The sequence below is a fragment of the Bacillus sp. 0102A genome (assembly GCF_036765155.1).
GTDB classification, from domain to species: domain Bacteria; phylum Bacillota; class Bacilli; order Bacillales; family Bacillaceae; genus Bacillus; species Bacillus subtilis_G.
This window is the reverse complement of the sequence record NZ_JBAIZW010000007.1, coordinates 46,306-64,891: the sequence shown is the minus strand read 5'-3', so window position 1 is coordinate 64,891 and position 18,586 is coordinate 46,306. Positions and strand designations below refer to the sequence as shown.

Genomic DNA, 18,586 nt, shown 5'->3' with positions numbered 1-18,586 from the left:
TTGACCTCCCATAGTACCTTTTTTGATACTACATCACATTTCGCAACTTAGCTACCCAGTATTTTACACGCCTTTTCTCTTCAGCTCAAAGAAAATGCTTCTTATTCACATCAATTTTTAAGGGTTTGTATGATTACACTCGCAACAAGACGTGTTAAACTATATAAAGATTACACTACTTAAAAAGGATAAGGAGCTATCATGGAAAAGATACTTATTTTCGGACACCAAAACCCAGACACAGATACGATTTGTTCTGCGATTGCTTATGCTGATTTGAAAAACAAACTCGGCTTCAATGCTGAGCCAGTCCGTCTTGGACAGGTCAACGGCGAAACACAATACGCGCTTGACTACTTCAAACAAGAAAGCCCTCGTCTTGTAGAAACAGCTGCAAACGAAGTGAACGGCGTTATCCTTGTTGACCACAACGAACGCCAGCAAAGCATCAAGGACATTGAAAACGTTCAGGTTCTCGAAGTCATCGACCACCACCGTATCGCAAATTTCGAAACAGCTGAGCCGCTTTACTATCGCGCTGAGCCTGTAGGCTGTACGGCTACAATCTTAAACAAAATGTACAAAGAAAATAACGTGAAGATCGAGAAAGAAATTGCCGGCCTTATGCTGTCTGCGATCATTTCTGACTCACTGTTATTCAAATCTCCAACTTGCACAGACCAAGACGTAGCGGCAGCAAAAGAACTTGCGGAAATCGCTGGCGTAGATGCTGAAGAATACGGCTTGAACATGCTGAAAGCTGGCGCTGATTTAAGCAAAAAAACAGTGGAAGAGCTGATTTCTCTTGATGCGAAAGAATTTACACTCGGCAGTAAAAAAGTCGAAATCGCACAAGTGAACACAGTAGACATTGAAGATGTGAAAAAACGCCAAGCTGAATTAGAAGCTTCGATTTCTAAGGTTGTGGCTGAGAAGAAGCTTGACCTATTCCTTCTTGTCATCACAGACATCTTAGAAAATGATTCACTTGCCCTTGCGATCGGTAACGAAGCAGCGAACGTGGAAAAAGCGTTCAACGTTACATTAGAAAACAACACAGCCCTCTTAAAAGGCGTTGTTTCCCGTAAAAAACAAGTCGTCCCTGTCTTAACAGACGCAATGGCTGAATAATGAAAAAGCATCCCGCGCAGGGATGCTTTTTTCTTATTCGCCCAGCTTTTCAATCTGCCACATCACATCAGTGATTTGATTTGCGTTTTGGACAATGTCCGACTGCTCCAATGTTTCCAGCGATACCTTGCCTTCTTCCACTTGTTTTAATACATCTTCAGCGCTTTTCTGCAAGGTTTCGTTATGCTCCTGAATGGTTTGATGAATCTTCGCTGCGGCATCAGGCGGTGTTAATTCATTAAAATCAGCGGCAGCTTGCTGAATCGACTCAAGCTTTGCTTCAAGTTTTTCTTTCGCCCCTGTATCGTTTACGGCTTGCTCTGCAAGTTCAGGCGCCTCCTCTGCAAATGTCTTTACCTTTTCCACATAGCCTGCGGCTTCACTTGTATAATTCAATCCGTCATTCACCTGGTCCAACATGCCACATCCGCCTGCACTCAAAAGCACCACACCGGCAAGAACAGTCAAAATGATTTTCATCGTTAGCCTCCTCATCGCTTCTTCTTCATTTTTTCCTTTAAGATCGGGATCAATTTCTCTTTTGCTAACGGCAGCCCTTTCCTCACCATTTCACGCTTCAGCCACTTTTTCAGCTTAGACATACCGACGCTCCTCTCCATTTTTGATAAAAATGAAAAAACTCCACCGATTTGGTGAAGTTCCGAAACAAAAAGACCTTCACCAAATCAGATTTGGCAAAGGTCTCGCTAACAATGAGATTGCCAGCAAAGCCGAGGACATCTTGTCCCGTAATGACGACTTTACTGTAAAAGCTACTCCCCTTTGGAGTGTTCATTTTTATTACTTTCATTCTAAAGCACCGGGCATTTTCAGTCAAACTCCTGCTGTCCGTTTACGCAAAAGCACGCTGTGGTATTTAAAATTTGAATGGTATTTTCATCAGGAGATCATGCTATGACAGAGGAGGTTTTCATGATGAGTCAAGAGCGCGTGAAACGGCCTGGGCATACCAGATGGTACATTTCTTCGTTACTCAGCGGCATTATTATTCTTAATTATTTTGACCGAGTGGCCATCTCTGTAGCGGCCCCTGCCATACAAGATTCGTTTCACCTTACAGCAACAGAACTCGGCATCGTGTTTTCAATTTACACCTATTCCTATACACTGATGCAGCTGCCTGTCGGGAGTTTGCTGGACCGGTTTGGCGTGGCATGGGTAACAAGGATCGGAATGACAATATGGAGCTTTTTAACGATCCTTCTTGCTTTTTTGCAAGGAAAATTGCTGTTATATTTGTTCCGTTTTCTCATTGGGCTGACGAGCGCCTCTGCGTTCCCTGCCGCTTCCAAGGCAACCGCTCTATGGTTTCCTCCAAGCGAGCGGGGCTTGGCCAACTCACTGTTCGACTCGGCCGCCAAGTTTTCAAACGTAATCGGCGCGCCATTGGTCGCCTTTCTTGTCACCGCGTTTGACTGGCGTGTCGCTTTTTTAACGATTGGGTGCATCAATGTGCTGTTTACGATCTTTTTCTGGCATTATTATGAGCAGCCTGAACGGCACAAACGCATTTCCAAAAGCGAGCTAAACTATATTCAAAAACACAATTCAATGAACACAGAGCAAACCCCTTACAAAACGGGTCCGCTTTTAAAAAAGCTTTTCTCCAACCGTAAAGTATGGGGCTTGATGATTGGATTTACTGGGTACGGCTATACATTCAACCTGCTGCTCACCTGGCTTCCGACTTTCTTTAAACATACATACGGAATGGATATCATGTCGTCCGGTTTATTTACAGCCGTGCCCTGGCTGATCTCAACCATTTCCGGAATTGTCGTCGGCGGCTGGCTCGTCGATTACTTCATTAAGAAAGGTTATCCTAACACCAAGGTGTACCGAACGGTAATCATTGTCGGCATGAGCTTTGGTTTTTTCTTTTTAGGATCTATTCTGACGAACAATATCACCATCGCGATTATCTGTATTTCAATCGGGCTTGCCGGTATTTCTGCAACCGCACCAGTCGGCTGGTCCATCTCCGCAGAATTGGCCCCGATCGGCTCCGTGTCCATGCTGAGCTCCATGGTAAATCTGGCAAATAACCTGTTTGGAGGCATTATTGCTGCTTCACTGACGGGATATTTGGTTGATGTAACAGGATCTTTTACGCTCAGCTTTCTGGTAGCCGGTTTTGTGCTGCTGCTCGGGCTGATTTTTTATGTGTTTGTATTAGGAGATGTAAAACGAATTAATCTGGAATAAAGAGTGCTCGTTGAGAGCGCTCTTTTTCTTTGATCATAAAAAGGAGCCATCAGTTTGTCGAACGGCTTTAAGGACCCATCACTTGTTTGGACTTCTATCTCATTCACCGGCCATATTCTATTCTCTCCGAATGAAAATACCTTCATTTTATTCTTGACTCCAACCAAAGGTAAGGCCTCATAGTGAAAGAAGAAAGGAGGAATTGGATTGTGAAATTAACAGTAAAAGAACTATCTCACATTGCGAACGTGACAATCAAAACGCTTTATCATTACCATAAAATCGGTCTGCTGGCTCCAAAAGAAATAAGCGAAGCCGGATATCGGTACTATGGTGCTGACGAACTAAAAAGACTGCAGGAAATCCTTTTTTACAAAGAATTAGATATTCCTTTGTCAGAAATAAAAACATTATTAGATGAAGATGCTGAAAGAACTAGTACATTAGAAAAACAAAAAAAGCTGTTTGAAAAGAAAATTGAAAAGTATCAGCGCCTCATTCAAACAGTCAACACGTCTTTAGAATACACAAGAAAAGGTGAGAATATGGATCATCAGGTCATGTTTAAAGGATTTGAAAGCGCTGAAGAATGGAAGCAATCTTTAGCAGAACAAAATGGCTATTTAAAAGATCATTACAATTTTGAATTAGATACCACTGCAATCAATGTAAATGAAATGAACAAAATGGCGATAGAGGCAAAACATTTTCTTGATGGAATGGCTGATTTTTTAAGAAGCGGCGTGACGTATCAAGCCCCTGCCGTACAAGAGCATGTCATGAATCATCTTAAGTTCCTAAATCAGAACGGGCATCCGATAAGTAAAGAAGATTACGTAAAACAAACGCGATTTTTTATGCAAGATGATTTCCATAGAGGAATGTTGGAAGAGCAGCAAACCGGTTTATCTTATTATTTGACCGTCGTTGCAGAACACCTGTAGCGTGAGTCTTTGTCACTCTATATAGGGAGACAGCCTTCATGAAGATGAGACAGCACCGCCAACAATTGATACATTCTGCCGGTCAACGGCAAAACTCCGCCCGTTCCATTTCAATACAGTTTGAACATATCCTAATGAGTCGGCGTTATACCTTCCCGCTATCCGCTGATACGCCAGCAGTTCGTATACGCCGTCTCTGTTGAAATCAATTGGATACAGGCCGGACAAAGGATTGACCCAGCCTTCTATCGGCATTTTCAATACTCCCTGCTGGGTATAAATCTCATTCAAATATTCCCTGCCCTTGTAAGTAAGGTCGAGGATATATATTTCGTTTTGCTGATGACTGATAACGCTCGCTTTATATTGATTTTGATAGCTCACACTGTACTTCAATTCAGCATTGAACACATCCGAATTAAAAATCTGTCGGAATTGCCGATTTAGATAGGCAAAAACATACGCATATATCGTGCCGCCGCTTCCCCCAGTGTCTATTACCACTGCCACATCATCCATCTTGTCGCCTGTCATATCCCCGAGAAAAAGAGACGGATTATATCCCATATTGTTTTGGAGCTGAATTCGCTGTTCCTGATGGGTTCTGCCGTCACGGATCACCAATGTGATATTTCTCCATAAAGGGCTGCCAGGCATTTGGATGCCAGTGAGAAAGACCTCATCAATAACGCCGTCTCCCGTTACATCTCCGCGGGCTGATGTAATGATTGCGCTGGAGGATGCAATGGGTTGCCGAAATACGTATGGATATTGAACAAACCCTCTGTGCCTGCCTGCATAAAACCAATAAGGATTCATTCTGATGTCATACAGATTCAATGAAGTCACCTTCCCTCATCAGCTGGATGAATCATTATATGCGCAAATAGCACATCAAAGACATATCTGGACGCTAAACACCAATTAAATCCGTACCATATGAATTATCGATGGCACAAAGCCACTCGCCTTGCGCATTCTTCTTAAACACATAGGTCGCCCTTCTTTCCATCGCATACTCGGAATCTGTCTTATCCGAATAAAGCAGTGTCTGAGATAGGACGAGTACAGTGTCACCTGCTTCCAACATGATCATTTCTCCTTGTGTCGGGACAATATGATGATTGAAATAGTCCGCGATCGCCATAAACGCTTTTTTGATTTCTTCTTTGCCTCGCGCGATCATGCCGGGCTTCACAACTAAAATGGCATCTTCCGTGTAGTAATTCATCAGTGTATCAATATCTTCATTTTGAATTGCCAAATCACACGCAGAGATGATGTCTTTTATTTGCTGTTCCAAAGGATTCCCTCCCAATCATCATGATTGGATATATTATACATTGTTTAGCCATCTGAAACCCTAAAAATAAAATGACAAGTACCCCTATTCCCTATATAATCAAATAGATATATTTAACAAAGTTCCCAAGTGGAGGGTGAACGATATTGTCTGCGGAAGTAACGTTACATGATAATATACATGATGATTTAAGTGCGGATTGCCAGCACTGTTTTGGCCTGTGCTGTGTCGCTTTGCCTTATGCGAAATCAGCGGATTTTGCTTTTGATAAAGACGGGGGCACGCCTTGCCGCAATTTACAATCAAACTATCAATGTTCTATCCATAAAGACCTCCGAGAAAAGGGGTTTCGAGGCTGTTCTGCTTATGAATGCTTTGGCGCCGGCCAGAAAGTATCCCAAATCACTTATGAGGGAAAGGATTGGCGAAACCACCCGGAAACAGCCAACAAAATGTTTGACGTTTTCCCTATCATGCAGCAGCTGCACGAAATGCTCTGGTATTTACATGAAGCGCTTTCTATAGAGACGGCCAAACCGCTTCATCGCGAGCTGCGGGCCTGTTTCGAAAAGATAGACAAGCTCACCAGACTCAGCAAGGAAAATTTGCTGACACTGCAGGTACACGAGCACCGGGCTGAGATCAATGAATGGCTGTTAAAAACGAGTGAGCTGGTGCGCGCCCAAGCACGCAATCCAAAACGCCCGAAAAAAATCAGCCAGGGAAGCGTCCTGATCGGCGCGAAACTGAAAGGGCTGGATTTACGCGGAGCAAACCTAAGAGGAGCGCTGCTCATTGCTGCGGATCTGAGAACTGCAGACTTGAGAATGTCAGACTTTATCGGTGCAGATGTAAGAGATGCTGATCTGAGCGGCGCCGACCTGACCGGGAGCATTTTTCTGACACAGGCACAGGTGAATGCCGCCAACGGCGATGCAAATACAAAGCTTCCTCCATCTCTACAAATCCCTGCTCATTGGAAATAAAAAAGGACCCGCCTGCGGTCCTTTTTTGCTGCCAGCATTTCAAACCTTTTCCCCTATTGCATGGAGTCATTTCCATGGGGTTTTGGTTTATTTGGGGTTATTTATGGATTCCAACTAACATCGGACTGCGTTATATTTCTCCGTTCCGTTTCACAGCCCGACGGTCACCTATAGGAATTAATCTACTAAAAAAGGCTATGAACGTAACCCTTTGTAGTACTATCATTTTCTATTTATTTTTGACTTTAAGGGCCTTAATTACTTCTTTTGTTGCCTCAGCAATAAGCTTGTCATTATAATCAGCATCTTTTTTATCACGACTTGAAAGTACAGCAAGAACAATAGGATCTCCTTTTGGTGGCCAAATAATCGCAATATCATTTCGCGTACCATATGATCCTGATCCAGTCTTATCAGCCACTTCCCAACCTTTAGGCACTCCAGCACGAATTAATGCATCTCCAGTAGTATTTCTCTTCATCCAATCTATCAAAAGTTCACGTTTCTCAGTTGGGAGTGCATCTCCCAGTGTAAAAGCTTGAAGACTAGTAGCAAGTGCTTTTGGTGTACTCGTATCATGAGTTTCACCTGGATTAACTTCATTTAAATCTGGCTCAAATCGCTCAGGGTTGGTAACATTATCACCCATTTCCTCAAGCGCCTTTTTAAATCCAGTCGGTCCCCCTAGTTGTTTGAGGATAAGGTTTCCAGCAGTATTGTCACTGTATCGAAGAGAAGCATCGGCAAGCTCCTTCAGGGTCATCCCCGTATCAACATGCTTTTCAGTAATCGGATTATAATTGACAAGATCCCCACGTGTATAGGTAATTCTTTGATTCAGGTCTTCTATTGACTTCTGTTGTAAAAGTGCTCCTACAGCTAGAGCCTTATGGGTAGATGCATAAGCAAAACGCTCGTCTGGATGATAGGTTACTGTTTGATTTGTACCAGTATCCAATGCAAAGACACCAAGTTTAACATCATATTCTTCTTCAAGCTTGGCAAAATCATGGTCGCTGGAAGTTTCTTTTTTTTGGTGTTTAGTTGATTCAGCATCAACGTTATTGTTTGAACAGCCTACAAGTGTTGCACATGAAAGAAATAGTACAGGTATCATCTTTCTGAATACTGAAGTACGAAAAATATTGCTCAACGATTTCATTTAAACTCAACCTCTTTCTAAAAAATATATTAAGTGTTTTTTTCCAAAGGGATCCTTTTGTCCTTTTTCCATATAAAAATGCACCCCAAGATACATACATAGATTACTTGGAAATTTTATCTATGTCTATCTTAAAGGGCGCACATCAAGCTATCTGGAAGGGAATTGAGAAGTTATATATACATTAAATTGCTTTAACATTAACCAGCAGACGTTCCTCCATCGATTGTCAATGTAGTCCCCGTTACAAAAGAGGCTTCGTCAGAGAGTAGCCAGGCGATGCCTTTGGCAATCTCCTCAGGTGTACCGACCCGCTTGCTTGGGATCATCTCTGAGTAACTATTAAGCAGAGCCTCATCATTTTCCATTTTCTCTGTTCGTGTCGGTCCCGGAGCTACGGTATTGATAGGAATGCCTTGGTTTGCATAGTCAAGCGCCGCTGATTTGCTCAGCCCTTCAACAGCATATTTTGACGTATCAGGACCATTTACATCAGTTATAACGCTTTATCAGGCATTTTCACACTTCTAGCCAAGTATCTCGACAGCCATAACGCAACCAACAGCATGAAGATGATCATGCCGACGACACCCAGCCAGTGAAAAGCAGACCAGAATAGCCCGCCGACTGTTCCGCAAATACTTGAACCGGCATAATAAAAGAACAAATACAGCGATGACGCCTGCGCTTTGTTGTGCAGTGCTCTCCTGCCCACCCAGCTGCTGGCGACTGAATGCCCGCCGAAGAAGCCGAATGTAAAGAGCGCAATCCCCAGAATTTTCACTGCTAACATACTGTTTATCGTTAATAAAGCACCTGCGATGACAATGAAGATATTCATCATCAGTATTTTCGGATAACCATATTGATCAACCATTCTTCCAATGAAAGACGAGCTGAAAATCCCTACAATCATCACAATAAAAATCCAGCTGACAAATGCTTTATTAAACGAATACGGCGGTTCCAACAGCACATACGCAATGTAGTTGAACAATGCAACATTGCTCCCGAGCAGTAAAAAACCAATGAGAAACAAGCTTAATAGTTTCCGATCCTTCAAGTGGCTGATTAAAGACATTCCCAATTGCCCGAGCTCCAATTTTCTCGGCGTGAAGTGCCTGGATGGAGGCAAATTTATAAAAAATATAATACTTGCGATCAAACTAATTACACCAATTGCCCCCATCGCCATATGCCAATTAAAAAACTCGCTCAGGAGCCCTGAAACGATCCTTCCAAAAACGGCGCCTATCGCGTTTCCGCTGATATACAGCCCCATCGCCGACCCAAGGCTTCCGGGTTCAATCTCTTCTCCCAGATAAGCCATCGCAATCGACGGAAGCCCGGCAAGCGCAATCCCTTGAATGGTTCTCAATACGAGCAGCGTATGAAAATTCGGGCTGAAGGCCGACGCCAGACAGAGCACGGATGCGGCCAGCATGGATACAGCCATAATCGGCTTGCGCCCCCACACCTCTGACAACGAACCAAAGACAAGCATACTCACAGCTAACAGCATTGTGGTAACAGATAAAGAAAGACTTGCCATCGTAGGCGTTACATGAAATTCCCGTGTGAATTCCTTCATAAGCGGCTGTACGCAATAAAGAATTGCAAATGTATTGAAACCTGCAGCAAAGAAAGCAAACGTAATTTTTCGAAAAACCGGTGTGCCTTTTTGAATGAATGTCATCGGGACTTTTTCGGTCTCTCATCATGTTGTTGAGCACAGCAATTCATAAACAACCATCCTTTATGTCTTACGAATTCAAACATCCTCGAGTCTGTTTATACATTTATCTTAGCACCGTTAATATATGTTGTATAATGCATATAAAATATGGTTTTCATGCTTATATGTAATATAGGAGGGATGATGATTGGAATGGGAACAACTTGAATATTTCCAAACACTGGCCCGGATGCAGCACGTGACGAAAGCGGCAAAAAGCCTCTCTATCACACAGCCTGCGCTTTCACGCTCAATCGCCAGACTGGAAAACCATTTAGGCGTACCGCTATTCGACAGGCAAGGACGATCCATTACCTTAAATCAATATGGTCACATCTTTTCACGGCGGGTTCAGACAATGATGAAGGAGTACACCGAAGGAAAAGAGGAAATCCAAGCTTTATTAAAGCCAGACCAAGGTGAGGTGTCTCTCGGTTTTTTGCATACGTTAGGGACAACGCTCGTGCCTGATCTCATCGGCTCCTTCCAGCAGGAATATCCCAACATTGCCTTCCAGCTGAAGCAAAACCATTCTTATTGGCTGCTTGAACGATTAAAATCCGGAGACCTGGACCTCTGTCTCCTCGCTTCGATCAACCCTGAAAAGCCGATCCAATGGATCAAGCTGTGGAGTGAAGAACTATTTGTATTTGTGCCAAATGATCACCCCTTAGCCAATCGTGAAAGCATTACCCTGAGTGAGATTGCCGGGGAGCGTTTTATTTTATTGAAAAAAGGCTACGCACTTCGAATGACAGTAGATGAGCTGTTTGAGAAAGCCAACATACAGCCGAACATTATATTTGAAGGGGAAGAAGCAGCCACTGCCGCAGGTTTTGTCGCTGCCAGGCTTGGCATATCCATTCTGCCAGACCTGAAAGGCTTAGACCAAAGCAAAATCACAAAAGTCCGTGTCAGCTGGCCGGAATGTCAGCGTGTCATAGGAATCGCCTGGATTAAAGGCCGGTTTTTATCGCCGGTCGCTGAGACCTTTAAACAATATGTCATCAGCCATTTTTCTGAGTAAGGGAGGATTACATCATGAAAGTTGAGAGAATAACGTCAGAACATGATTTACATACAGCGTTCGAAATCAGAAAGACAGTATTTGTAGAGGAACAAGGCTGCCCCGTTTCCGATGAATTCGATGAGTTCGATACACTCCGTGAAGATTGCCGGCATCTCCTCATTTATCATGAGAATGAACCTGTTGGCACTGCACGTGTGCGTATCGTGGATCACGCGGGCAAACTGGAAAGAATCTGCATTCTGAAGTCTTATCGCAAATGCGGACTGGGCAAAGTGATCGTTGATGCGTTGGAACGAATTGTAATGGAACAAGGCATTTCTTCATTCAAACTGTACGGCCAGACACAGGCGGCAGGCTTTTATGAAAAACTCAGCTATCAGACAGCATCAGAAGAATTAATGCTGGACGGCATTCCGCATGTGCTGATGACAAAAGAAGAAGATTCTGGCGAATAAATTGTTCACAAATTTATCACTTATGAGCATGAGCGGTTCATTGGTATACTAATCACCTATTATTAAGAGAAGGAATGTTTGTAGTATGCCAGCAAATAAAAAAGAAGGTCTTATCTTTGGCGTGATGATGTGTTTTGGGATGGTCTGCGTCATGTCGATTTACAATGCCATCATCAACGGAGCAATACATGATTTTTCATTGGTGACAGCTTTTAAAATGGTCATCGGTTTTATTGTCGCGCTTCTGTTAGATTTACTGTTAGTGGGCCCCCTTGCCAAAAAGATTGCATTCAGCATGCCGTTCGACAAGTCTAAGACATCATATGTCGTTCTTGCCGTGTCGACGTGTATGGTGATCGGCATGGTCCTTTGTATGTCTGTGTTCGGTGTAGTGACAGCTGCTTTATCGAATGGACTGAACGGGAACAGCCTTTTCAGCGCTTACCTAATGATTGTATTGAAAAATTTCATCTTAGCTTATCCATTGCAATCACTGATTATGGGTCCATTAGTCAGAGGGATTTTTATGAAATTTGTAAAACCAAAGCTCACAGCTGCTGTTTAAATAAAATAGGAGCGGGCGTTACACCCACTCCTTTTCCCAATGATTTTCAGCATACCGCCTCACGAACCGAATGTAAAACAAGCTCCGCAAAAGCCTCCGCGGCAGGCAGCTGCCATTTTTTCTTTTTGATTAACATATGAGAGTAAAGCGGATCAAAGGTTTCAGCATGATGAAGGATTTTCAGCTTGCCCGCCTCACTTGTATTCTGGATTATTGATTTCATTCTATTACAGCTTAAGTCTATTATTAACTTTTACGAGCCCTCCTTTTATTCGGTTAATACCAGTGAACGGAGAATAGAAAATAATAAAGTTTAACGTTAGTAAGATCACTTCAAGAAAGAGCAGAGTTTTTATACTTATTTACTCCCTTTTACCATCAGCCATCCTTTATTTTTATTCTCATAAGATATTACGTTATGAAACCCAGTGTTTATTAATAATTGCTCCATCTCATCCTTCGTTTTATAAGATTCCATGTGGTAGTTCATTTTGTATACCTCGGCAACCAACAATACGCACCCTCCATGTTTTAAAATTCTAAAAATCTCTTTCACACCACTTTCTATATCGTCCCAAAAGTAATGGGTTTGAAAACCAGTTATCGTATCAAAAAACTTCTCTTGAAAAGGAGCGTTTGTAACGTCTGCTTTAAAAATAGTTACTTTCCCTGTTTCTACATCCTTAAAATTCGCTTGGATAGAATCCTTTACAGCTTGTTCTGAATAGTCTATTCCATATATCTTACCTTCAGGAATGATTTTTGATAGAGCCTGTATGGTTTTTCCCCCACCGCAGCCTATGTCCAACATGATCGAATCCTTTTCTAAGGGTAACTTCTTAAAAGCCCATTTATTCATTCCAGTATGGACCGTATTCATCATCCGTAACATAAATGAACCTACCCAGCCATTCGGGTTTTTAGCTTGTTCTATCAAACTGTTTAAGATTCTCAACTTTCCACATCCCATCTCAAAAACTGCTATGATATGTCGAAGTACAAAAAATAAAAAAGATTTTCGTGTAAAACAGCTTTAGTATCACAACTGTCATGTCATATTCCTCATTTTACCTTTTACTCTATCATACTTCCTTTAGCCCCTATACCTTAACACGTAGCTTTTATACAACTCTTCGTTATAAACAATTTCTTCCCCATGTGAAGAGCAAATGAGCGTTGGTTTAATATCGTCTATGATTGCGCCGCTATCGATGTTCTCATTCATATCAACACTGAATCTTCTGATAGGCGGGTGTAAATTTTTCTTACTTGTGATAAAAAGATCACCTGATAATAGAACATGATCGACTTCATGATGATACACAACATGCCCCGGGGAATGTCCGGGTGTTAGATAGGATTGCAGCGGCAAGTGGGCAAGCGTTTGTTCCGTCAGCGGCTGGACAATATGGGCTACCCCTGTGTTCTCCACCTCATTTTTGTTCGGATAAGGCGCTTCCCCATTGATATAGATTAGTTCTTTCTGATGGGCATAAATTGGAATATCAAATCTCTCTAACCATTTTGATGCACCTTGAATATGATCGCTGTGGCCATGGGTAAGCAAAATGGCTTTTGGAAAGCCGATCGCTAACGCTGCCCTGATCTGAGCATCCGCAAAACGTTCTATTCCCGTATCAATGATATAAATATCATCACCATCTTTAATAAACCAAATATGAACCGGAATCCGAATAGGCACATCAAGCTCAAATTCACATTGAAAGACATGTTCTGACAATTGTCTCAAATTCATGCCAACCACTCCCTTTGGAAATTTTTTTATATATTTACTGTAATACATCTTAGTTAGTTATGTAATGACGCACATTTTTGTAACTTACATTGTGAGGTTACAGATATGGGAAACCGGTTAAATGGATTTGGCGCTTGCAGTGCAGATGTCGAAAAGGCTTGTCCAGTTGAAATGACGCTGCATATTATCGGCGGGAAATGGAGTAGCCCTTTTAAAAATACATACTGTTTGAATAGCACCAATCCCGTCAGGCACACTTGACGAACTTAAACCTTGTTTCTCGAAAATTAATCAGTTAAACTGATTATATGTTAAGGTGATTATCAGGAGGTGGACACTTCGTTGGAAAAATGGAATCAATCCTATGGTTTTCTACTCGGAAAAGTTCTCCAGCGAATGGAAAATACATTTGCTGAAGGGCTTAGACCGTATGAGATTAACGCAAGACAATACGGAGTTCTTTTATTTATCAAAGGAAACCCTTATTCATCACAAAAAGATATTTCTGAAAATCTGCAAATCGATCGGACTACGATGGTGAGTCATATCGATCATCTTGAGACTTTAGGATTTGTTGAGAGAACAAAAAATCCTAATGACAGAAGATCCTATAGCCTTAAGATTACTGAAAAAGGCAACGATGTATTGGATTCACGTTGGGAGTTTTTAGTTAATACGGAATTAGAGGTATTAGCTCCGTTAAATCAACAAGAAAGACAATTACTTAAAGATTTCCTTATTAAAATTTGGAGATCCCTTTAAAAAACAGGAGGTTTTACAATATGCAAGCTCTCGATTATTTTAATGCACGTCTCGAAGCAACGATAAGCCCTATGGATTTTTTGAAAGCTAAGCAAATGAATCCCGAGAAATACGTCTTAATCGATGTTCGAAACGGTCCAATTCATGTAAGGAATGTAACAATTAAAGATGCTCACATTATTCCTGAACAAGAACTGCAAGCTCGTTTAAACGAAATACCAAAAGAAAGAGAAATCATTGTTTATTGCTGGGATGTCTGGTGCAATACCGCTGCAAAAGTTGCAACATTTTTATTAGAACATGGATATAAAGTGAAAGAGCTGACCGGAGGGATTGCAGCATGGAAAGAAATGAACTTCCCTGTCACAAATACAAATCAAGACAATCACATATCTGATGATTGTGGATGCTGACTCTGTGCCTGTGCAACATAAAAGATACTGGGTGGGGGTGGCTTCCCGAGATCACGTAATAAAAGCAATTCAAGGCGGGTTTGCACAACTTTGTCATGGCAAAGAGGCACCCTTAAAAAAGATGAATAAAGGTGATTGGATCATTTATTATTCTCCAAAGGTCAATATTAAGGATAGTACGCCATATCAAAAATTTACGGCTTTAGGCAAAGTAGTAGATCGTCATATTTTTCAATTTGATATGGCAAATGATTTTCAGCCTTTTCGAAGACATATACATTTCATTCATTGCACAGAAATACCCATTCGCCCATTAATCCCATACCTTTCTTTCATAAAAGACGAGAAGCGTTGGGGCTACTCATTTCGGTTTGGGCATTTTGAGATCAGTGAAAAGGATTTTAAGCTAATTGCACAAAAAATGGTTGATGGTAAAGGAGATTAGATGGCTTTGATCTCCTTTAAGCTTTCTTTATACTCACAATATCACCTAACCATTCATTACATTGTGATATCATGACGATGAATCATTGGTTATTTCTAAAAATCGAGGTGGCGAGTTATGAATCACGAGGAAATGATCAATTACTTCCTGTCATATCCAGATACCTATAAAGACTATCCTTTTGGCGAAGGACGAACGGTGATGCGTCACAACGGGAATAAAAAATGGTTTGCGCTTATCTTTCATCTTGATGGCCATTTATGCGTTAACCTTAAGTGCGAACCTGAGCGAGCCAATTTCCTGCGTAGTATTTTTAAAGAGGTAAAGCCCGGGTATCATATGAATAAAGACCATTGGAATACAGTGATCTTAGATGGCAACCTCTCACAAGAGGCTCTTGATGATATGGTGCAACATAGTTTCGAATTGACAAAGCCAAAGAAGTCTTAATGTTTATTCACCATGATGATCAGCAGGAACCTATAATAAGTTCCTGTTTGTATCTTATCAAAATCTTTTACCGTTTCATTAATACGGATAACTCACCTTCAAACACTTTTTCCTCTTTTTGATTATAGGTAGATAACAATACAGTAAGTATTCCCGTTTGACTTTTATTTGGTTTTTTATCAATAACCTTAACTATAGTGTTCAGCTTATCATTCGGGTATACGGGTGCTAGGAATTTTATATGATTCATTCCTGTTCCAGCAATAATATCGTCCTCATGACACCCTTCTTCTATCCAGAGCTTAAAAGTGATGGCTAACGTTTGTATTCCAGATGCAATGATTCCGTTAAATCTGCCCATTTTTGCTTTCTCTTCATTTACATGCATGTATTGCGGATCATATTCTTCTGCAAAATTCATTACATTCTCTTTTGTTAATTCAAATGGTTTAGTTTGAAAAACCTGTCCAATAGAAAATTCATCTAACTTCATAGGGACACCTCCTTGTATCTCACCTTCATAAAATAACCTACGTAGCATTTTAACACATTCAGTAATCTCACCGAGAGGAATACCCTCTGCATGTTAATCGATGAGAAGTCCTTGTACCTGTTTCACCACGCCCACAATCGTGCGAACTGCCTACTTAAAAGCGAAATGCGAAAACCAGCCGGTTCTGGTTAGCATCGGTTATTCGGCTTGCATTTGGTGGTAAGTTGTATATCTACATATACTTACAGTCAATTTGTCTTAGCTATATTTATTTGTAAACAAGATAATCTATTATTGTTTCTATTGTTTTATTAAAATGTAAGGAGCTTTCAAAGTATTGAAGATTGTACTTTTGGCATTCCTCTTTTATCAGGATACTATCTGTTTTAATCCGCTCTAATTCTGATTTGATCTGAACATTATCTAGATTTCTCAATCCGTCATTCTCTGTCATGCTGGAGTGAAATTTCATTTTATCTATGTTATTTTCTATGTCTATTTCTGATATTCCTATAAAACAGGCCTTAACATTCCCAGAATAACGTTGCTCAAACTTTGCTACGTGGCTAGGAATGAATTGTACACCTTCTATTATGTAATCTATTTTGTTCTCAACCATAGCTATCATCAAAGGATTAATGATTTTCCAGAGTCGTTGCCCATTTTTAAAATCACCATCAGTTGGATGAACCTCCATTTCTGGTACCCCATTCGCAATTCCCATCATTAAATAGTCTAACGAGAAATAAGGGATTTTTGTTTCTGCTAACATTCTCTTTGCTGTAGTTGTCTTCCCACTCCTTGAAGAACCGCCAATAAGGTATAACACACTTATCTCTCCTAAATGATTAAAATTTCACAAAGCGATTGTTCACCTGATTAATCTAACTGTTTCTCCATACCTGACATTGATTTAAATCCAAACTTTTCATGCACTTTTTCACTGTAGAACTAGACCATAATCTAGCACGTTTTGTCCCCTTATTACTTTAATTATAAACAAACGACATCCACAAGTTGGTAGGTCACTCCGTTTCTTCTATGTTGCTTTAAAGTATAAACAGCTATTATCCAGCTGCAATATAGACACTATTGAATCCATACTTGCCCGCATCGGTTAGTCTACCCGTCATTGATGACATATAAAAAGCCTGGATGAATTGCTAATTCATCACAGGCTCTAAGTGCCTCACTTACAAAAAATTCAGATAAACGTAATCATCATTTCGGTTTTACCTCTACATAATGAATATGCCGGCCGTCTATTTTGTGCACTTTAAACACATATCCTTCGGCTTCTAGTTCAGAGCCAAGTTTGGCATCAATATTTTGAGTCATAAACCAGCCGCCTATTGTATCGACATCTGCACTCGCTAACGCGGTTTCCAATAGTTTATTTACATCCTCAATAAGCACTTTTGAATCTAAAATGTAATGATCATCATTTATTTTTCGAATGTCAGGCACTTCATGTTCATCAAATTCATCTCTGATGTCGCCTACTATTTCTTCAATAATATCTTCAACAGTGACCAAGCCTGAAGTACCGCCATATTCATCCACTAGAATAGCGATATGAGTTCGCTCTCTTTGCATTTTCACTAATAAGTCATGAATCGGAACCGATTCAATCACATGGATAACAGGGTTGATATGATTTTCTAACTTGAAATGATCCTTTGTTTTCTGATCTGTATCAATATAAACTGACAAGAACGCCTTGGCATTGATAAAACCAATAATCGTATCTTTATCTCCATTTAAAACCGGATATCTTGTATAGCTCTCTGTCTTAATAGTCTTAACAACAGATTCATAAGAATCATCGATAGAAATTGCTAGTATTTCTCTTCTTGGAATCATGATTTCTTTAGCGATTCTTTCATCAAATTTGAAAATGTTATTGACATACTTTAACTCGTTCTTATTGATTTCACCGCTCTTATAGCTTTCAGACAGTAAAATGCGCAGTTCCTCTTCAGAGTGGGCAAGCTCATGTTCTGACGCAGGTTTTAATCCGAAGAGTCCGACGATAAACCGGGCTGAACCATTTAAAAACCAGATAAAAGGATACAAAATGCGATAAAACCAGATAATAGACTTTGCTGTTAAAAGAGTGATCGCTTCAGCTTTTTGAATCGCAAGTGTTTTGGGGGCAAGTTCTCCAACGACCACATGCAAAAAAGTCGCCATGACAAAAGCAATAACTAAAATCAATACATGTGAGACGGGTTCACTTACATGAAAATAAACAAATAAGGGGTGTAGAATCACTTCAAAAGTCGACTCTCCAACCCAGCCAATTCCTAACGCTGTCACAGTGATTCCCAGCTGACAAGCTGACAAATATTCGTCCAAATGAGTCACAACTTTTTTTGCTGATACAGCACCTTTTTTGCCCTCTAATATGAGTTGGTCTATTTTCGAAGTTCTAATTTTTACAATCGCAAATTCAGTTGCAACAAAAAATGCAGTTAACACAATTAAAATGGCAAAAATAATAAGATTAAGGGTTGTCAATCGCTTGCCTTACCAAGTAAGGCGAACACCTCCTGTATAAAGACCTCCCTTACATATTCCTTAGTATTGATAATTTAAACATACAATAACCGAACAAAAATGTTTTATCTCCATTTCTGTTAAACATATATCACCTATATCATATCGATAAGTTCTTCTGAACCTAAAATCAATAATGATTATTTTAAAGTAACCTGTATGAGAATTTTT

Annotated in this window: 22 protein-coding genes and 1 pseudogene; 11 read left to right on the top strand and 12 right to left on the bottom strand. The window is 40.7% G+C overall.

The annotated features are described in order from the left end of the window. Positions 1 to 201 precede the first annotated feature (201 nt). Positions 202 to 1,131: a manganese-dependent inorganic pyrophosphatase gene (locus V6D41_RS16045; protein WP_333518881.1), complete on the top strand. Its 930-nt coding sequence runs from the start codon at positions 202 to 204 to the stop codon at positions 1,129 to 1,131. Positions 1,132 to 1,164: 33 nt separating this feature from the next. On the opposite strand, the gene V6D41_RS16040 is transcribed toward V6D41_RS16045, so the two are convergent. Beyond that, entirely contained in the window at positions 1,165 to 1,611 is a 447-nt protein-coding gene (locus tag V6D41_RS16040) for a DUF6376 family protein (RefSeq protein ID WP_333518880.1), read from the bottom strand. A 435-nt stretch (positions 1,612 to 2,046) separates the two neighbouring features. On the opposite strand from V6D41_RS16040, the gene V6D41_RS16035 reads away from it, so the two are divergent. Then, the gene (locus V6D41_RS16035; protein WP_333518879.1) at positions 2,047 to 3,357 is read left to right on the top strand and encodes an MFS transporter; all 1,311 of its coding nucleotides are present in this window, start codon (positions 2,047 to 2,049) and stop codon (positions 3,355 to 3,357) included. A 206-nt stretch (positions 3,358 to 3,563) separates the two neighbouring features. Beyond that, positions 3,564 to 4,301 carry a MerR family transcriptional regulator gene (locus V6D41_RS16030; protein ID WP_333519053.1) on the top strand — a complete coding sequence of 246 codons (738 nt, stop codon included), beginning with the start codon at positions 3,564 to 3,566 and terminating at the stop codon, positions 4,299 to 4,301. Positions 4,302 to 4,337: 36 nt separating this feature from the next. Here the strand turns inward: V6D41_RS16030 and V6D41_RS16025 are convergent, their stop codons facing one another. Continuing rightward, entirely contained in the window at positions 4,338 to 5,141 is an 804-nt protein-coding gene (locus tag V6D41_RS16025) for a hypothetical protein (protein ID WP_333518878.1), read from the bottom strand. A gap of 73 nt (positions 5,142 to 5,214) precedes the next feature. After that, positions 5,215 to 5,604 (bottom strand): YybH family protein, encoded by a 390-nt coding sequence (locus tag V6D41_RS16020; RefSeq protein ID WP_333518877.1) that lies wholly within the window; start codon positions 5,602 to 5,604, stop codon positions 5,215 to 5,217. A gap of 146 nt (positions 5,605 to 5,750) precedes the next feature. Between V6D41_RS16020 and V6D41_RS16015 the strand changes: the two genes are divergently transcribed. After that, on the top strand, positions 5,751 to 6,590 hold the full coding sequence (locus V6D41_RS16015) for a pentapeptide repeat-containing protein (protein WP_333518876.1): 840 nt from the start codon (positions 5,751 to 5,753) through the stop codon (positions 6,588 to 6,590). A 229-nt stretch (positions 6,591 to 6,819) separates the two neighbouring features. On the opposite strand, the gene bla is transcribed toward V6D41_RS16015, so the two are convergent. The 3 genes from bla to V6D41_RS16005 all read right to left on the bottom strand — a co-directional run bounded on the left by bla (position 6,820) and on the right by V6D41_RS16005 (position 9,448). Next, positions 6,820 to 7,752, bottom strand: coding sequence for a class A beta-lactamase (bla, locus tag V6D41_RS16010; RefSeq protein ID WP_333518875.1), 933 nt, complete (start codon positions 7,750 to 7,752; stop codon positions 6,820 to 6,822). A gap of 200 nt (positions 7,753 to 7,952) precedes the next feature. Further along, positions 7,953 to 8,252 carry an SDR family NAD(P)-dependent oxidoreductase gene (locus tag V6D41_RS21565; protein WP_442893077.1) on the bottom strand — a complete coding sequence of 100 codons (300 nt, stop codon included), beginning with the start codon at positions 8,250 to 8,252 and terminating at the stop codon, positions 7,953 to 7,955. Then, on the bottom strand, positions 8,249 to 9,448 hold the full coding sequence (locus V6D41_RS16005) for an MFS transporter (protein WP_333518874.1): 1,200 nt from the start codon (positions 9,446 to 9,448) through the stop codon (positions 8,249 to 8,251). The genes V6D41_RS21565 and V6D41_RS16005 overlap by 4 nt, the downstream gene beginning before the upstream one ends. Positions 9,449 to 9,635: 187 nt before the next feature. Between V6D41_RS16005 and V6D41_RS16000 the strand changes: the two genes are divergently transcribed. From V6D41_RS16000 to V6D41_RS15990, 3 genes are all read left to right on the top strand, one after another. Then, positions 9,636 to 10,514, top strand: a complete 879-nt coding sequence (locus tag V6D41_RS16000; protein WP_333518873.1) for a LysR family transcriptional regulator — start codon at positions 9,636 to 9,638, stop codon at positions 10,512 to 10,514. Positions 10,515 to 10,528: 14 nt separating this feature from the next. After that, positions 10,529 to 10,972, top strand: coding sequence for a GNAT family N-acetyltransferase (locus V6D41_RS15995; RefSeq protein WP_333518872.1), 444 nt, complete (start codon positions 10,529 to 10,531; stop codon positions 10,970 to 10,972). Between the two features lie 85 nt (positions 10,973 to 11,057). After that, entirely contained in the window at positions 11,058 to 11,537 is a 480-nt protein-coding gene (locus V6D41_RS15990) for a DUF2798 domain-containing protein (RefSeq protein WP_333518871.1), read from the top strand. 46 nt (positions 11,538 to 11,583) lie between these two features. Here V6D41_RS15990 and V6D41_RS15985 read toward each other — a convergent pair. From V6D41_RS15985 to V6D41_RS15975, 3 genes and pseudogenes are all read right to left on the bottom strand, one after another. Further along, positions 11,584 to 11,733, bottom strand: a pseudogene (locus V6D41_RS15985) (LysR family transcriptional regulator); the annotation flags it as partial. A 162-nt stretch (positions 11,734 to 11,895) separates the two neighbouring features. Beyond that, on the bottom strand, positions 11,896 to 12,492 hold the full coding sequence (locus V6D41_RS15980; RefSeq protein WP_333518870.1) for a class I SAM-dependent methyltransferase: 597 nt from the start codon (positions 12,490 to 12,492) through the stop codon (positions 11,896 to 11,898). 138 nt (positions 12,493 to 12,630) lie between these two features. Beyond that, complete coding sequence (locus V6D41_RS15975; RefSeq protein ID WP_333518869.1) at positions 12,631 to 13,293, bottom strand: MBL fold metallo-hydrolase; 663 nt, start codon at positions 13,291 to 13,293, stop codon at positions 12,631 to 12,633. A 342-nt stretch (positions 13,294 to 13,635) separates the two neighbouring features. On the opposite strand from V6D41_RS15975, the gene V6D41_RS15965 reads away from it, so the two are divergent. The 4 genes from V6D41_RS15965 to V6D41_RS15950 all read left to right on the top strand — a co-directional run bounded on the left by V6D41_RS15965 (position 13,636) and on the right by V6D41_RS15950 (position 15,363). Then, on the top strand, positions 13,636 to 14,055 hold the full coding sequence (locus tag V6D41_RS15965; protein ID WP_087993892.1) for a MarR family winged helix-turn-helix transcriptional regulator: 420 nt from the start codon (positions 13,636 to 13,638) through the stop codon (positions 14,053 to 14,055). Positions 14,056 to 14,075: 20 nt separating this feature from the next. Then, positions 14,076 to 14,468 carry a rhodanese-like domain-containing protein gene (locus V6D41_RS15960; protein WP_148963165.1) on the top strand — a complete coding sequence of 131 codons (393 nt, stop codon included), beginning with the start codon at positions 14,076 to 14,078 and terminating at the stop codon, positions 14,466 to 14,468. Positions 14,469 to 14,478: 10 nt separating this feature from the next. Continuing rightward, the gene (locus tag V6D41_RS15955) at positions 14,479 to 14,913 is read left to right on the top strand and encodes an EVE domain-containing protein (RefSeq protein ID WP_333519052.1); all 435 of its coding nucleotides are present in this window, start codon (positions 14,479 to 14,481) and stop codon (positions 14,911 to 14,913) included. Positions 14,914 to 15,030: 117 nt separating this feature from the next. Continuing rightward, positions 15,031 to 15,363 (top strand): MmcQ/YjbR family DNA-binding protein, encoded by a 333-nt coding sequence (locus V6D41_RS15950; RefSeq protein ID WP_333518868.1) that lies wholly within the window; start codon positions 15,031 to 15,033, stop codon positions 15,361 to 15,363. Between the two features lie 67 nt (positions 15,364 to 15,430). Here V6D41_RS15950 and V6D41_RS15945 read toward each other — a convergent pair whose 3' ends face one another. The 3 genes from V6D41_RS15945 to V6D41_RS15935 form a co-directional block, all read right to left on the bottom strand. Further along, complete coding sequence (locus V6D41_RS15945) at positions 15,431 to 15,856, bottom strand: MaoC family dehydratase (protein WP_087993889.1); 426 nt, start codon at positions 15,854 to 15,856, stop codon at positions 15,431 to 15,433. Between the two features lie 268 nt (positions 15,857 to 16,124). Then, entirely contained in the window at positions 16,125 to 16,685 is a 561-nt protein-coding gene (locus tag V6D41_RS15940; RefSeq protein WP_333518867.1) for an adenylate kinase, read from the bottom strand. A gap of 392 nt (positions 16,686 to 17,077) precedes the next feature. Then, entirely contained in the window at positions 17,078 to 18,376 is a 1,299-nt protein-coding gene (locus tag V6D41_RS15935) for a hemolysin family protein (protein ID WP_333518866.1), read from the bottom strand. Positions 18,377 to 18,586: the final 210 nt, after the last annotated feature.

What these genes read in the sequence shown, in the direction of transcription:
- V6D41_RS16045 (WP_333518881.1), top strand. Translation starts at nt 202, where the DNA reads ATGGAAAAGATACTTATTTTCGGACACCAAAACCCAGACACAGATACG.
- V6D41_RS16040 (WP_333518880.1), bottom strand. Translation starts at nt 1,611, where the DNA reads ATGAAAATCATTTTGACTGTTCTTGCCGGTGTGGTGCTTTTGAGTGCA.
- V6D41_RS16035 (WP_333518879.1), top strand. Translation starts at nt 2,047, where the DNA reads ATGACAGAGGAGGTTTTCATGATGAGTCAAGAGCGCGTGAAACGGCCT.
- bla (WP_333518875.1), bottom strand. Translation starts at nt 7,752, where the DNA reads ATGAAATCGTTGAGCAATATTTTTCGTACTTCAGTATTCAGAAAGATG.
- V6D41_RS16005 (WP_333518874.1), bottom strand. Translation starts at nt 9,448, where the DNA reads ATGACATTCATTCAAAAAGGCACACCGGTTTTTCGAAAAATTACGTTT.
- V6D41_RS15995 (WP_333518872.1), top strand. Translation starts at nt 10,529, where the DNA reads ATGAAAGTTGAGAGAATAACGTCAGAACATGATTTACATACAGCGTTC.
- V6D41_RS15990 (WP_333518871.1), top strand. Translation starts at nt 11,058, where the DNA reads ATGCCAGCAAATAAAAAAGAAGGTCTTATCTTTGGCGTGATGATGTGT.
- V6D41_RS15975 (WP_333518869.1), bottom strand. Translation starts at nt 13,293, where the DNA reads ATGAATTTGAGACAATTGTCAGAACATGTCTTTCAATGTGAATTTGAG.
- V6D41_RS15960 (WP_148963165.1), top strand. Translation starts at nt 14,076, where the DNA reads ATGCAAGCTCTCGATTATTTTAATGCACGTCTCGAAGCAACGATAAGC.
- V6D41_RS15950 (WP_333518868.1), top strand. Translation starts at nt 15,031, where the DNA reads ATGAATCACGAGGAAATGATCAATTACTTCCTGTCATATCCAGATACC.
- V6D41_RS15945 (WP_087993889.1), bottom strand. Translation starts at nt 15,856, where the DNA reads ATGAAGTTAGATGAATTTTCTATTGGACAGGTTTTTCAAACTAAACCA.